Annotated in this window: 15 protein-coding genes; 14 read left to right on the forward strand and 1 reads right to left on the reverse strand. The window is 47.3% G+C overall.

Annotated elements, in window-relative coordinates:
• The 4 genes from I4V44_RS15885 to I4V44_RS15900 form a co-directional block, all read left to right on the forward strand.
• Nucleotides 1-525, forward strand: a 525-nt coding sequence (locus I4V44_RS15885; RefSeq protein WP_196002953.1) for an ABC transporter ATP-binding protein, incomplete at its 5' end; no start/stop codon positions are given.
• A 14-nt stretch (nt 526-539) separates the two neighbouring features.
• Complete coding sequence (locus tag I4V44_RS15890; protein WP_015540913.1) at nt 540-2,918, forward strand: ABC transporter permease; 2,379 nt, start codon at nt 540-542, stop codon at nt 2,916-2,918.
• A 197-nt stretch (nt 2,919-3,115) separates the two neighbouring features.
• Complete coding sequence (locus I4V44_RS15895; RefSeq protein ID WP_117850965.1) at nt 3,116-3,781, forward strand: ABC transporter ATP-binding protein; 666 nt, start codon at nt 3,116-3,118, stop codon at nt 3,779-3,781.
• A gap of 14 nt (nt 3,782-3,795) precedes the next feature.
• A complete protein-coding gene (locus tag I4V44_RS15900) occupies nt 3,796-6,210 on the forward strand; it encodes an ABC transporter permease (protein WP_015540914.1) in 2,415 nt (804 codons plus the stop codon).
• A 19-nt stretch (nt 6,211-6,229) separates the two neighbouring features.
• Here the strand turns inward: I4V44_RS15900 and I4V44_RS15905 are convergent, their stop codons facing one another.
• Nucleotides 6,230-7,270 carry a DUF6076 domain-containing protein gene (locus I4V44_RS15905; protein ID WP_117457311.1) on the reverse strand — a complete coding sequence of 347 codons (1,041 nt, stop codon included), beginning with the start codon at nt 7,268-7,270 and terminating at the stop codon, nt 6,230-6,232.
• A 302-nt stretch (nt 7,271-7,572) separates the two neighbouring features.
• On the opposite strand from I4V44_RS15905, the gene I4V44_RS15910 reads away from it, so the two are divergent.
• From I4V44_RS15910 to I4V44_RS15955, 10 genes are all read left to right on the forward strand, one after another.
• A complete protein-coding gene (locus tag I4V44_RS15910) occupies nt 7,573-7,803 on the forward strand; it encodes a helix-turn-helix domain-containing protein (protein ID WP_064786802.1) in 231 nt (76 codons plus the stop codon).
• Nucleotides 7,804-7,943: 140 nt separating this feature from the next.
• Entirely contained in the window at nt 7,944-8,147 is a 204-nt protein-coding gene (locus tag I4V44_RS15915; RefSeq protein ID WP_004614949.1) for a hypothetical protein, read from the forward strand.
• A 286-nt stretch (nt 8,148-8,433) separates the two neighbouring features.
• Nucleotides 8,434-8,751 (forward strand): DUF3847 domain-containing protein, encoded by a 318-nt coding sequence (locus tag I4V44_RS15920; protein ID WP_173705778.1) that lies wholly within the window; start codon nt 8,434-8,436, stop codon nt 8,749-8,751.
• A 2-nt stretch (nt 8,752-8,753) separates the two neighbouring features.
• Nucleotides 8,754-10,226, forward strand: coding sequence for a MobQ family relaxase (gene mobQ / locus I4V44_RS15925; RefSeq protein WP_082923119.1), 1,473 nt, complete (start codon nt 8,754-8,756; stop codon nt 10,224-10,226).
• Nucleotides 10,227-10,273: 47 nt separating this feature from the next.
• The gene (locus tag I4V44_RS15930) at nt 10,274-11,014 is read left to right on the forward strand and encodes a CHC2 zinc finger domain-containing protein (RefSeq protein WP_118408972.1); all 741 of its coding nucleotides are present in this window, start codon (nt 10,274-10,276) and stop codon (nt 11,012-11,014) included.
• Nucleotides 10,899-12,239, forward strand: a complete 1,341-nt coding sequence (locus I4V44_RS15935) for a virulence-associated E family protein (protein WP_196002954.1) — start codon at nt 10,899-10,901, stop codon at nt 12,237-12,239. Before I4V44_RS15930 ends, I4V44_RS15935 begins: the two co-directional genes overlap by 116 nt.
• Before the next feature lie 268 nt (nt 12,240-12,507).
• Entirely contained in the window at nt 12,508-12,693 is a 186-nt protein-coding gene (locus tag I4V44_RS15940) for a hypothetical protein (protein ID WP_015540918.1), read from the forward strand.
• A 107-nt stretch (nt 12,694-12,800) separates the two neighbouring features.
• A complete protein-coding gene (locus I4V44_RS15945) occupies nt 12,801-14,423 on the forward strand; it encodes a recombinase family protein (protein WP_064786799.1) in 1,623 nt (540 codons plus the stop codon).
• Nucleotides 14,424-14,537: 114 nt separating this feature from the next.
• Nucleotides 14,538-14,825 carry a hypothetical protein gene (locus I4V44_RS15950; RefSeq protein ID WP_118408966.1) on the forward strand — a complete coding sequence of 96 codons (288 nt, stop codon included), beginning with the start codon at nt 14,538-14,540 and terminating at the stop codon, nt 14,823-14,825.
• A gap of 11 nt (nt 14,826-14,836) precedes the next feature.
• A complete protein-coding gene (locus I4V44_RS15955; RefSeq protein ID WP_055057416.1) occupies nt 14,837-15,055 on the forward strand; it encodes a hypothetical protein in 219 nt (72 codons plus the stop codon).
• The last annotated feature ends 86 nt before the right edge of the window (nt 15,056-15,141 follow it).

The raw sequence follows: 15,141 nt of genomic DNA on the forward strand, positions 1-15,141 counted from the left end.
ACCCTGCTTCACATGATGGGCGGGCTGGACACTCCCACCAGCGGAACCGTGATTGTCCGGGACAAAGAGCTGTCGAAAATGAACGACGAACAGCTCACCATCTTCCGCCGCCGCAACATCGGCTTTATCTTCCAGAACTATAACCTTGTTCCTATCCTGAATGTGTATGAGAACATCGTCCTGCCGGTGGAACTGGACGGGGACACGGTGGATCAGAAGTTTTTGGACGAAATCGTTCACCTACTGGGGCTGGAAGATAAACTGAAAAATATGCCGAACAATCTTTCCGGCGGCCAGCAGCAGCGTGTGGCGATTGCCCGCGCCCTGATTACCAAACCGGCAATCGTGCTGGCCGACGAACCAACCGGCAACCTTGACAGCAAGACCAGCGCCGAGGTGCTGGGGCTTATCAAGCGTACCAGTGCGGAGTTTCGGCAAACTGTCGTGATGATTACCCACAACAACGACATTGCCCGCCTTGCAGATCGGATCGTCCGCATTGAGGACGGAAAGATTGTAGAGTAAGGAGGTGGCAGGCTATGACATGGCCTTTTGAGAATGATACCAGCGCCATTACAAAGAAGCTGGCAAAGAAAAGTTTGCAAAGCGAGAAGCGCCGGAATCTGATGGTAGTGATCGCCGTTGCGCTGGCGGCGTTTCTGATCTGCTTTACGGGAATTGTGTCTACCTCCCTGACACAAATGCAGCGCAATCAGGTTGTCGATACTTATGAGGCGGTCTGGCTGGGCGTGGAGGAAAACGACATTGAAACCCTGAAAGGAGTGCCGGAGTTTGAGCGCGTAGGCAGCTACTATATACTGGGTGAGGAACTTTCGGAACAGGGCTATCATGCGTCCTATGTGTATTGCGACGCGCAAATGATGGAGATTACCAAGGCGCAGATGAAGTTGTTAGAGGGCCGGGTTCCTGAAAAAGCAAATGAAGTTGTCGTAAGCGAATACTTTCTTTCCACCTATGGAAACAATGCCAAGATTGGGGACACTGTGACCTTAGATACCGAGAGTTTTCATGGTGATTATGTCGTTACCGGAATTATGGACAGCGTAAATGAAAAAGAAGCGAATACCTGCGCTATCATTCTTTCCAAAGCTGCCCTGACAGAATGGGATGGATTTGACCCGGCTGGGTATCGTGCCTATGCCCATTTCAAAAACAGCGACCAGTTGGGCGAAGAACTGATGACCTCTTATTGCAGGGAGATTGCGGAGGAATATCAGCTTCCTATGCCCAAAATGAACAGCAAGTATTTTGCCTATGCTTCTAAATCCTTTGATTTTGCACTGATGGCTGGCGTGATTGCCATTGTTCTGATCGGCGGCTATATTGTGATCCAGAGTATCTTCCGTATCTCCATCAATGACAAAATCAAGAGCTACGGGCAGCTTCGGACGATTGGTGCAACGCCAAAGCAAATCAAGCGGATTGTAAAGCGGGAGGGACGCAAACTCGGCAGTATCGGAATTTTGATTGGTACAGTGCTGGGTGTATGCGGCGGTTTTCTTCTATTTCCCAAGGGATTTAACGCTGTTTCCTATGTGGAAACGGTTATTTTGACACTCATAAGTAGTTGGATCATGGTATCTGTTTCCATCCGTAAGCCAGTAAAAATTGCGGCAGGGATTTCCCCGATTGAAGCCATCCGTTTTACCCCGGCGCAAAAGGACATCCGCAGCCGGAAAAAGAACATCAAGCTCAATCCTGTTTCAATGGGAATTGCGAATTTTAAGCGTGACCGAAAAAAGACCGTTGCTATTGTAGCTTCATTGAGTTTGGGCGGAATTATCCTGCTTGTGGTATCCTCCATTGTTTTGCTGCGCTCACCAGAGGCACTTGCAAGACAGTTTTTCCCAGACGGCGACTATAAAATTTATTTGGATTCTGAAATGACAGAAGAAAAGGTTATGGCAGCGGGAAATCCATTGAATGAGGAATTAAAGCAGGAAATCTTATCTATTGATGGCGTTACAGATATAATTCCAAGCAGGCAATCTCTCCATGCAACTTATAAAACAGAGATTCATCAAGCTGGTGGTATGTGCGATATGCTGACCGACCAGAATTATGCGGCAGTTGAAGCGGCTCTGACAGAGGGAACCATGCCAACAGATTCCCGTAGTATTGTAATTGACTATAATGTGCTAAAGCAGAATGAGGATATGGGTGTTGGTTCAACGGTTGAGATTTCTTTGGGAGAAGAACAGCCATCCGTTTCTGTTACCATATCGGGGTTATACGCTCCTGCAAAGGTATATTCAGGACATGGCAGGATGCACTTAGATGGGGCAACTCTTTTTGCACCAGAAGCGTTGTTCCACGAACTGCACCCGGAAATCACCTCTTTTGACTATTCATGGAGCATTGTAAATGACGCTAAAAAAACGGACTATGTGGGAGCTGAATTGAAAAATATTGTTGCCAGCCATAGTAATATTGCCTTAGATGAAATCAATACAGTGATTGAATATGAAGAAATGACAAATTCTTTTGCGTTTGGCAGTATGGAGATACTTTCATGGTTGGTATTTCTCTTTGGCGTTATCAACCTTATCAATACGACACTCTCTAACCAGATAGCCCGAAAGCAGGAAAACAGTATTCTGCGTTCTATCGGCCTAACACAAAAACAGCTATGTAAAATGAACATCTGTGAGGGGCTGTGCTATGCGCTCTTTGCAACATTGGCGACGCTGATCGTTGGGCTTCCGGCTTCCATCTTTGCTTGCAGAAAAATGAGTATAGGAGCTTTTGCCGGAAATGTAGTGCCTTACAAATTCCCGGTTTTGGAAATGGGACTGTTCATTCTGGTATTGTTCGGAATGGAACTGATCTTGTCTGTATGGACAATCCGCAGACAGAAAAAGCAATCCCTGATTGAACAAATGCGGGCGATGGAATAACCGTATGGGATCGGCGGGGCGGCGTGTGCTGCCCCGCTTTTTTCGCCATTTCTCAAAAAATTTTTGAAATGTCCGAGCGCTGTAACATTTCACCCCGATTTTCAATGAAATTTTTGGGCCGCTGTAACATTTCGCGGACATTTGGGTTTTACAATACCCTTATCAGCAGGCAGAAAGCCTTGAAAGGAGTTTTGAGTATGAGCATTTTACAGACTATCGACCTGAAAAAGTATTACGGCACAAAGCCGAATATCACCCGCGCCCTTGACGGCGTGAACTTCTCCGTAAATGACGGTGAGTTTGTGGCCGTTGTGGGAACCTCCGGCAGCGGCAAGTCCACCCTGCTTCACATGATGGGCGGGCTGGACACTCCCACCAGCGGAACCGTGATTGTCCGGGACAAAGAGCTGTCGAAAATGAACGACGAACAGCTCACCATCTTCCGCCGCCGCAACATCGGTTTTATCTTCCAGAACTATAACCTTGTTCCCATCCTGAATGTGTATGAGAACATCGTCCTGCCGGTGGAACTGGACGGGGACACGGTGGATCAGAAGTTTTTGGACGAAATCGTTCACCTGCTGGGGCTGGAAGATAAACTGAAAAATATGCCGAACAATCTTTCCGGCGGCCAGCAGCAGCGTGTGGCGATTGCCCGCGCCCTGATTACCAAACCGGCTATTGTGCTGGCCGACGAGCCGACCGGCAACCTTGACAGCAAGACCAGCGCCGAGGTGCTGGGACTTATCAAGCGCACCAGCGCGGAGTTCCGGCAAACTGTTGTGATGATTACCCACAATGACGACATAGCCCGTCTTGCAGATCGGATTGTCTGCATTGAGGATGGCAAGATTGTGGAGTAAGGAGGTGGCAGACTATGACATGGCCTTTTGAAAATGATACAAGTGCCATTGTAAAAAAATTGGCAGGTAGGAGTATGCAAGCGGATAAGAGAAACAAGGCATTTCTGCTTTTGACAATCGCCATCTCTGTCTGTATGGTTTTTTCGATTCTCCTAATATCAACAGGTACACAAGAGAAATTCAAGAACACACAGAGGAATAAAGCGCAGATTGGCATTTTGGGAGTTACAGACGAACAAACGGCTCAGCTGCATCAAAACGAAAATATTACATGGGTTGGCGAATATTCCGCTATAGGTGTGTTTTATGTTGAAAATAAAACAATCACTGTTGCTTATGGAAATGAAGATTATTTTTTACATCAGGAAGAAAAAACTTTTCAGGGAAGTGTGCCGCAGAAAGCGGATGAGATTATGCTCCCCCAGAACTACCTTGATTTTTTAGGAAAATCCTATCAGACTGGCGATACAATTTCTATTGACCTGACTGGAACAGGACAGAAAGCAGAATATACACTTTCAGGTGTTTTGAATAATACGAAAGAAAGCAACGGATATTTTATTTATGTTAGTAAAGAGCTTGCCCAAGATCTGGCAAAAGATTCTTTTCAGGTTACAGCATATACGCGGTTGAATACAGACGCCATAAGTTCCACGGCTATTCTTAATTTTGCCGGCAAAGCAATACAAAATACAGGCATTGTCGAGGAACAGGTAATGCTTACAGAGTATTCTGCTGTTATGTCGGGTGTGATAACATCGGGTATTCCGATTCCAGTACCACTACTGGCGGCGTTGACGGCTATTTTGGCGGCAACGATTGTCTATGGTGTTTTTTACACAAAGATTGTAAAAAATGTTCAGATGTTTGGGCAACTGCGGACAGTTGGCATGACAAAAAGACAGATTAAACGGATGGCAAGTAAAGAGGGACGTTTATATGCCTTAGCTGGTATTCCTTTGGGGCTTGTCATTGGTGTACTGATTGGATTTATTGGCTGTCCTGATGGATTCCGGCTAAAAACAACAGTTATTTATGCTGTACTGATTGCCGCAGTAGCCTTTGTAACAGTGAATATTGCCATTTTTAAGCCTGTCCGAGTAGCAATGAATACTTCCCCGGTAGAGGGTGCTAAATACCTTGCGTATGCTGGAAAGGCAAAAAGCAGCTCAAAACTGCATCGGAAACTTACGCCGTTTAATCTGGCGAAAATAAATATACAAAGAAACAAACAAAAAGCAGTTCTGACGCTTTTAATGCTTGGAGTAAGCGGAGCTCTTTTACTGGTTACTTCTACGGTTGCTGGTTCTATTGATCCGGCAAAACAGGCAAGTTTCAAATATTATCCTGCCGGTAACATTCTTATACAAATAAGAAATACAGTTGGCAGCTCTTTCGATAACGAAGCGGAGCCATACGGAAGTGCAAAATTGCAACTGGAAGAAAATCCACTTGAAGATCAGGCATTGATGCAGGAATTAGAAAAGGTAGATGGGATAGAAAAGATTACCGCATTTGACAGCGTTTATATGACAGCTACTTTTTCGGGCGAAAGTGGTTCTATCACGAGCATTTCAGACTTCTTTCCAACCTTAAATCGGGAACAGACAGAAGAAAAGCAGGCGGCGTTATCCTCTGGAACAGCAGATTACGATGATATGGTTGAGAAAAATGGAATATTGGTTGCAGAAGATATAGCACAAGTTGGCGATACTTTGAAGATTGAGGGCAGAGCTTTTGATGGTAGAACCTTTGATGTGGAAGCCGTTGTTGTAGGCACATACAATAGATCTGATTTAATGGAGGATAGCCCGGTTGTTCCTGGAAGCCCCTACTTCATTATGACTTATGACACAGCAAAGAAACTGACAGGGATAACGGAACAGACGGGGATTCTGGCGATTAAAAATTCAGAGGGATGTTTTGATGAAGTTTTGACCGCAGTTCAGAAGATTGCGGATAAAAATGGAAAAATAGAAGTAAATACGATTGAACAAACGATTAAAAATATTCAGTATCGATACAGTGCATCTATAAATGCTCTATATATGACTTCTGCTATTCTGTTCGTCTTTGGAAGTATCAGCCTTACGAATATGCTTATGGTTGATTTTCAGAATAGAAAGCGTGAATTCGGTTTGCTTGAAGCTGTTGGAACAACACGGCAACAGTTGAAAGCAATGCTGGATAGGGAGATGGGAATTTACCTCGGAGGTTCGTTGGTAATAGCTCTTGTATTTGGAAGCATTTTAAGTGTAATTGTTTGTAGACGATTGGATGCGGTAAACCATTGCATTACGTTGGTATTGCCGTGGCTGTTTCTACTGGCGTTAGTCGTTGTTTTAGCAGTTATATATTTGATTTTCACTGCATACGCAAAATCCGAGTTGAAGAAAACAAGCATCTTGTCTGCCATAAGGGAGGAATGATCTTTTGTATAGACATCACTTAAAAGGTAGTTAATTTCAAAATAATATCACTCTGTTGATACAGCCAGTCCGTAAATTCTTTCGGGCTGGCTGTTCCTGTTTTTACAGCCTTTTTTCTCTGTAATGCTTCTTTCTTAAAGTCGGCAAAGGCAGCCTGTATTTTTTCCAGACGGTCAGCCGGAAAGCCTGCGGTATTTTTTACCCGGTTTATTTTGTTGCGCCAGTTCTGGCATTCATTTTTATAAAGCAGGTCATAGTTATTTTCTCTTGCCCTCTCGTCAAATTCCCGCTTGTTTTGAAGCGCCTGTGCTTTGCGGCACTTATCGCTGCACAGCTCATACCGCTGGCTCTTTGCCAGAAAATATTTCCCACAGACCTTGCACTGTCGGAAGCAAAGCCCCCAGTCATTCAGCCTGTTCAGATAATAGGTAATCAACGGGTAGAGGGACGCATAGGCAGACACACATTCTTCTGTGCGCCGGTTGTCCGGGAACCAGAGGTCAAGCCGGGTATCTTCTGACGGTGCGCCTTTGAAATAAAGGCTGCCAGCTTGAAAATGTTTCGGTTTTCCTGTCTCCCTGTCAAAGCTCATGGCTTCGTTATGGAATACCCCGGTCAGGCTGCTCATTTTATCCATGAAGCGGTCACAGGCAGCGTTACGGTCACGGGGTTCTCTGGCAAGCAGATAGCTGTTCCAAATACGGAACGCCACATACATTTTCAGAGGGTCATTGCTAAGATATTTTCCCCAGAGAAATTCGCTTGCCGCCTGCTCCAGCTCCGGCTGTTTCCATCGGTTGGAGTGGAGGGCTTGCCGCAGTGGAGAAAGCCCGTATAAGTTCCAATCTCTGTCCGTGTCACGCTCAAAGTTTATCAAAAAAGTTCCCAGTGGGCGTGTCATATCACAAAGCACCTCTGTGTTTTGGCTCCCGTTCAGACGGAAGCGAATCTGCTGTTCTTCCCCAATCAAAATCCGCTCTTTCATTTTCTTCCTGTCCAGCGTCAGGACAAACAAAATCCTCTCAAAACATGGCTCATGCCGTATAAACTGATTCTCCATCCCTATCCCTTGCCTTTTCTTATGGTAATTATATAATTCAGTTATATCCGTTACACTCATGGTATCGCAGAAGTATTGTTTTGTCAAGGATAGTCCGCTATGATGATTGCAGTTGGTAATTTCATACCATACAGTACCTTGACAAGTGAATGACCGTCCAAAAGGGATATGACCGGCAGGAGAAGTGACGCATCCAGCGCACCAATGCAGGGAAACACCGCAGGAATGGGGCAGGAAAACGGCTTTTGGGGAGAACGGCAGCAGGAAGCATTTTAACCTATTTGATTTATGGGAGGAACAGAATGAGCAATAAAAAGAGATTGAACAGCTACGAGGATTTACCGCTGGTTCTGGATGTGGCGGACATCCAGCAGATTATGGGAATTTCAAGAGCGAGCGCCTATGAGCTGGTACACACCCCCGGCTTTCCGGCGTTCCGCAGTGGCAGGCTTATCAAGGTCAGCAAAACTGCTTTCTTTGAATGGATGGCAAAAGGCTCCGAAACCGTACCGAGAAGCGACAAAAAAGCGTGAGATATTATCCCCTGACTGCAATACTGCCGCACTTTCCAAAGGGGCATACAGAGGGAAAAAACCTTAAAAATGATACCGAAACGCTACACTAAAACAGCCTATCTGCGTACATCAGATAGAAACGGAGAAAGGAGCCGGTTATGGCAAGAATGAGCAACAAGCGACGGCTGGAATGGTCTTTCTTCTTAAATGACCGCAGCCGTATCACTTACAACGAACTGTGCCGGAAATGCCAGCACGAATGCAAACAGAGCTTCCGGGCGGTTGTGGTTGACTGCCCGAAGTATCTTTCCAAGCGTTCCAAGAAAAAGGACAAAACTGCCGGAAACGGCAAAATCCCTTAGGAACTAAGGGCGCACTTCTATACATAGTCTAAAGACCATGTATCGTGCGTCCTGTGGAGCTTACCTCTGTCGCTGATAAAATCAGCAATCCGAGGTCTGCGTTCGCTTCGCTCCGACAAGGTGGCTACACCCCCTTGCGCCGCTAAGGCGGCTATCCCCTGTGTACCCTCCGAAAAGAGAAATCCGCTCTGCGGTTTTCCCTTTTCATCGGGTTTTATAGAAGCACTGACACACGGACTGTCTGCGGATGGTCTTTCTTTATCTTATAAGTAAAGGATGTGAGAACATGGAAAAATCTTTGGAACAGTTGAAACAGGAATATGAAAAAACCACTGTCCTGCTGGAACGGGAAAAACGGAAAATGCAGCGTTTGAAAAACCGGCAGGCGTATCTGGAAAGTGGTTCCCGAAAACAGAGGACGCACCGGTTGATTACCCGTGGGGCAGCCGTTGAGAGCATTGCGCCACAGACAAAGGAGCTGACCGAAACGGAATTTTATTCCCTCATGGAAAGCATTTTGAATCTGCCGCAGGCGGAGCATTTCATCCGGTCTGCCGCAGAGAACCACGCCTGTATTTCCGGGCAGGAGAAAGGCGGTGACTAAGGATAACACTTTATCATTTTTCAATCGCACAGATAAAGCGCAGCGCCGGTCAGAGCGCCATTGCCAGCGCAGCCTACCGAGCCGGGGAGCGTCTTTACAGTAGCTACTATGGAGAAGTCAGCGATTACACCAAAAAGGGCGGCGTGATCGCTTCGGAAATCATGCTGCCACCCCATGCGCCGGAAATATATCTTGACCGGGCGACCCTCTGGAATGCTGTGGAGAACTGCGAGAAACATCCAAAAGCACAGCTTGCCTATTCCTTTGATATTGCCATGCAGAATGAATTGACGCTGGAAGAAAACATGGAGCTGGCGAGGAAGTTCGTGCAGGAGCAGTTTGTGGCAAAAGGCATGATTGCCGATCTTGCTTTTCACAGTCCGGAGAAAGAGGACGGCGGTATCCCAAACCCGCATTTCCATGTGATGACAACAATGCGCCCTTTGAACCCGGATGGCACATGGGGACAAAAACAGCGGCGGGAATATCTTCTTGATGAAGATGGAAACCGAATCCGGGATAAAAATGGCGATTATATGTTTAATGCTGTCCACACAACAGACTGGCACGAGCCGGAAACACTGGAACACTGGCGGGAGCAGTGGGCGGCTGCCGTTAATACAAAATTTGAGGAAAAAGGACTGGATGTGCGTATCGACCACCGTTCCTATGTGCGGCAGGGGCTTGACCTGATACCTACTGTCCACGAGGGAGCTAATGTCCGGCAGATGGAAGCAAAGGGCATCCGCACCGAGAAAGGGGAACTGAACCGCTGGATTAAAGCCACCAACCGGCTCATGCAGGATGTGAGGAAGAAGATCAAAGCCCTGTTTGTCTGGATGGCAGAGGTAAAAGAAGAACTTTCCAAACCACAGACACCGAACCTTGCCGACCTGCTGATCGCTTATTACAACCAGCGCAACGCAGGGGCATGGAGCAATAAAGCCAGAACCGGAAACTTAAAGCAGTTTGCCGAAGCCGTCAATTATCTGACGGAAAACAAGCTGCTCACATTAGAGGATTTGCAGGAGCGTCTTTCCTCTGTCAGTGAAGAATTTGAAGCATTAAGCGGCTCCATGAAAAAGAAATCTGCCAGGATAAAGGAATTGCAGGAATTGATACGGGAGGGCGAGAATTACCAGCGGCTAAAACCTGTCCATACGGAATTGAACAATATCAAGTTTAAGAAACAGAGGGAGAAATTTGAAACATCCCACGATGCGGAGTTACGGCTGTTTTATGCCGCCCGCCGTATTCTGAAAGAAAAACTGGACGGAAAACCCATTGCCCTGAAAGCATGGAAACAGGAATACGCACAGTTAAAAACAGAGTATGCCGAACTGTCTCCGCAGCACAAGCCACTCCGGGAGGAAGTCATACGGCTGCGGCAGGTGCAGAACGCCGTAGATACCGCACTGCGCCGGAGGGAGCAGCCACAGGAAGTACAGAGAAAGAAACATGAGATGGAGCTATGATATAACCGGCAGCTTTACCGCTACCGGTATTTTTACGGAGGGAGCATTTGAATGTATTTAAAGCGGTGAAACAGTCTGTTACCACACGGCAGGCTGCTTCATTCTATGGAATCCGGGTGGGGAGAAACGGCATGGTCTGCTGTCCATTCCACAATGACCGCACGCCCAGCATGAAAGTGGACAGCCGCTTTTACTGCTTCGGCTGCGGGGCTTCCGGGGATGTGATCGACTTTGCCGCTTTGCTGCATGGATTGGGGAAACGGGAAGCTGCGGTCAGGCTTGCGGAGGACTTCGGCGTTTCCTATGAGAAATCCGGCAATGCGCCGCCAGATAGGAAGCGTCACAACAGGTCACAGCCCCGGCAAAAATCAGCGGAGCAGAGATTTCAGGAAACGGAACGGTATTGTTTCCGGGTGCTATGCGATTATCAGCGCCTGCTGGAGCATTGGAAAACAGCATACGCCCCACAGCCGCAGGATGCTATCTGGCATCCTCTTTTTGTGGAAGCGTTGCAGAGGATAAGCTACACAGAATACCTTTTGGATATTTTGTTATACGGAGAAATAGAAGAAAAAGCGGCATTGATCGCCGCACAGGGAAAGGAGGTGCTGCGGCTTGAACAGCGAATTTCAGAGCTTGCCGCCGGAAACGCAGGAAGCGGTCAAAAGGACGATGGACACAATGGAACCGGCGCAGACACCGGAAGAAATCCGGGAGACGTTAGAGGGGACGCAGAAAGGCGGCGTGAAGAACAGCATCCGAAACTGCCTGACGGTGTTCCAGCGTGACCCGCTGTTTCGTGGGGCGCTGCGTCTGAACCTTTTGACGGAGCAGATTGACATTGTGAAGCCGCTGGGCTGGGAGCGCACCAGTACCACGCTGACCGACATGGACATGAACTACCTGCTTTTGTATCTGGAAGAAAATTACGGGCTTATCAGCGAGAAAAAGGTGCAGAGCGCCATCAAGATTGTTGCCAATGAAAACCGCTACCATCCGGTCAGGGATTACCTGAACAACCTGCAATGGGACGGCACAGAGCGCATTCGTTATGCCCTGCATCACTTTCTGGGAGCCGATACGGACGAATACACTTATGAAGCCTTGAAACTGTTCCTGATGGGAGCCATCCGGCGGGTATTCAGACCGGGGAGCAAGTTTGAGGTCATGCTCTGTCTGGTTGGTGGTCAGGGAGCCGGGAAATCTACCTTTTTCCGGCTGCTGGCAGGCAGGGACGAATGGTTTTCAGACGATTTGAAGAAGCTGGACGATGAAAATGTGTACCGCAAGCTTCAAGGGCATTGGATTATCGAGATGTCGGAGATGATCGCCACAGCCAACGCCAAGAGTATTGAGGAAATCAAGTCATTCTTAAGCCGCCAGAAAGAAACCTACAAAGTGCCGTATGAGACACATCCGGCAGACCGGCTGCGGCAATGTGTATTTGGAGGGACGACCAACCGGCAGGACTTTTTGCCCCGTGACCGCACCGGCAACCGGCGCTTTCTCCCCGTGACGGTGTACCCGGAACGGGCGGAGGTTCACATACTGGACGATGAAGCGGCGGCGAGGGCGTATATCGAACAGATGTGGGCGGAAGCCATGACGGTTTACCACAGTGGGAAGTATAAGCTGTCATTCAGCATAGAAATGAACCGATACCTGAACGCCCATCAGCAGGACTTCATGCAGGAGGACACACAGGCTGGCATGATCTACGCCTATTTGGAGGACTACACCGGTGACAGGGTATGCTCCAAGCAGCTTTATGAGGAAGCGCTGGGGAACTTAAATTCCCCGGCAGACTGGGAGACACGGGCAATCTGCGAGATTATGAATACCGGCATTGCGGGCGGCATCATACAGGGCTGGGCAGCCTACAAAAGCCCGAAGCGGTATAAGAAATACGGTTCTCAAAAAGGCTGGGAGCGTGTCAACCAAGACCCGCCGGAGGGGGACGGTTTTCAGGAAATCACGGAAGAAGAAGCCTGGCAAATGGAACTGCCATTCTGAAAAGCCACCGGTTGACAGTTTGGTTGACGCTTTGGTTGACAGCCAGTTGACGGAGAAAAGCCTGATATTTGGCATTTCTCTCCTTTGTCAACCATGTCAACCAAGAAATCAAAGAAAAAGTAAAAAGTAATAATAGAGTGCCTATGGATTGTTTTCAAAGTCTTTTCTGCCGGTTGACACGGTTTGGTTGACACGGAGACAGTCTGCGGCTGTACACCTGCCTGACATTCCCTTGTCGGGCATATTTCATTTATGGAGGTAACTGCCTATGGCAAAAAACAAAAACGAGAGCAACAACGAAAACAGCGGCACCCTGCTTACCGAAAAAGACGGCACCCAGTATTTTGTCATGGGGAAAGTCCGTATCAAGGTATCGGAGCATTTCGCACAGGATGGGAAGCCGCTTGACAGCCTACTGGAAGATGTGATCCAGCACGCTGCCGCCGCTTCCTGAAAAAATACGGAATAACGACTGTCAATCAGCCCACGCTTATGATATACTTGTACCAGCGAGTATTGTATAAGCGTGGGTTGTTTCTTTTAGAAGGAGGATTTTTAACCGTGAAACAACCATACAATACAACGATTTATAACACTGCACTATATTTGAGATTGAGCCGTGACGATGAATTACAGGGGGAAAGCGGCAGTATCCAGACCCAGCGCATGATGCTTAGGCAGTATGCCGCAGAGCATGGGCTGACTGTTGTAGACGAGTACATTGACGACGGATGGAGCGGGACAAATTTCGAGCGTCCAAGTTTCCAAAGGATGATTGATGACATCGAGGACGGGAAAATCAACTGCGTTGTCACAAAGGACTTATCCCGTCTGGGAAGAAACTATATCCTGACCGGTCAGTACACGGAAATCTATTTCCCCAGCAAGGGAGTACGCTACATTGCCATCAATGACAATGTGGACACCATCAACGGAGAAAGCGAGCTTGCCCCATTCTTAAACATCCTGAATGAAATGCATGCCCGACAGACCAGCAAAAAGGTCAAGGCTGCCATGCGCACAAGATTTGCCAATGGCGCACACTATGGAGCCTATGCACCGCTGGGGTATGTAAAAGACCCAGACAAAAAAGGTCATCTTCTGATCGACCCGGAAACACGCTGGATTGTAGAGAAGATTTTTGACCTTGCAGTACACGGGAGGGGTGCCGCCAGCATTACACGGATTCTGGTGGAAGAAAAAGTACCTACCCCCGGCTGGCTGAACTATGAAAGATACGGGACTTTCGCTAATATCTACGCCGGTGCGCCCGCAGAAAAAGCCTATGCGTGGACGATTGCACAGGTCAAGAGCATTTTGAAAGAGGAAACCTACATCGGTCACAGCGTTCACAACAAGCAGAGCAACATTTCATTCAAGAACAAGAAAAAGGTGCGGAAGCCGCAGGAAGAATGGTATCGTGTGGAAAATACCCACGAAGCCATCATTTCCGAAGAAGTGTTCCAAAAAGTTCAGGAGCTGATTGCAAGCAGACGCAGGAAACGCAGAAACGGTACGACACAGATTTTCGCAGGATTGATAAAATGTGCAGACTGCGGATGGTCTTTAGCCTATGGGGAAAACAAGCAGAACAAAAACCCATACGGGTACTACCATTGCAGCAAAAACGGACAGGGATTACGCCAGTGTTCCATGCACTATATCCGCTATGATGTACTGTATGCCTATGTACTTGCAAGACTGCAATACTGGTCTATGCTGGCACAGAAAGACGAGGACAAGCTACTGAAACGCCTGCTCAATGCCAGCGACAGGGAAAGAAACTCTGCAAAGAAAAAGCAGGCTGCGGAGCTGAAAAAGGCAGAGAAGCGTAAAGCCGAGGTTGACGGGCTGTTTGCTAAAATGTATGAGGACTGGTCTGCCGGACGCATAACCGAGTATAACTTCAATATGCTGTCCGAGAAGTACCAGAACGAGCAAAAGGAGCTTGAAGCAAAAATAAGACAGCTTCACGAAACGATGGAAGCCGCCGTACAGACCGCAGCGGATGCTGAAAAGTGGATTGCCCTAATGAAACAGTATGTCAACCCTGTGGAGCTGACCGCCGAACTTCTGAACACTCTAATTGAAAAAATAACCGTCCACGAAGCTGTCAAGGGCGAGGACGGAAGCCGTGAACAGGAAGTAGAAATCTACTACCGCTTCATCGGCAAAATCGACTGACCTTTCTTTTTTACCCAACAATATCTTTAATTAAGGGAGAACGGGAAAGCAGTTCCGGAAACCGATACTCTTATTTCAATCAGTAAGTATTTTGATGTTTCACTGGACTATTTGATGAAAGAAGAAAATTCAATATCAGAAAACGCTGTGAGTTTAGAAGTCCATCAAACTGAGGCAACGAACAAGCGTGAGAAGCGCATCCTTGGTATAGCCACTTGTATCATAGGAGTAGTCTTGTTGATTGCTTGGGGAATTGTATCTGTTTTTATGCCGTCTGCATCGGAACAAATTGGAACATCTTCCATGATAACAATAGAGGGAAACGGAATTTTCCTACTTATCTGCCTTGTAGCAATTATTGCCGGTGCTGTTTTGCTCCTTAAAAGTACATCGAACAAATAAGGAGGATTTTTATGAAAACTATATCTAATTTGTTTTTGATTTTGGCTGTTCTTCTGTCTGATGTGATGTGTGCTGTTGTTGCATATAACTATTGCGACATGATGTGGGGCATCAAATATGCTGGTTATAGTGCTCCAGTCTCGACTGCATTTTTGGTAGCAATTCCTTTTGCAATTGCTATTGTGGTATGCGTTGTAATTGCGCTGTATTTCAAAAAGAGAATAGGCTAACAACTTCCAGTTGTGTGCCCAGCTAAGGGTGTGTAGTCAAGCCGGTGGGATTCCGGTTTATCCAAGGTTTAGCCAACCAGATAATA

Source organism: Blautia sp. 1001283B150304_161114_C9 (assembly GCF_015668165.1).
In the GTDB taxonomy this organism is placed as follows: domain Bacteria; phylum Bacillota; class Clostridia; order Lachnospirales; family Lachnospiraceae; genus Blautia_A; species Blautia_A wexlerae.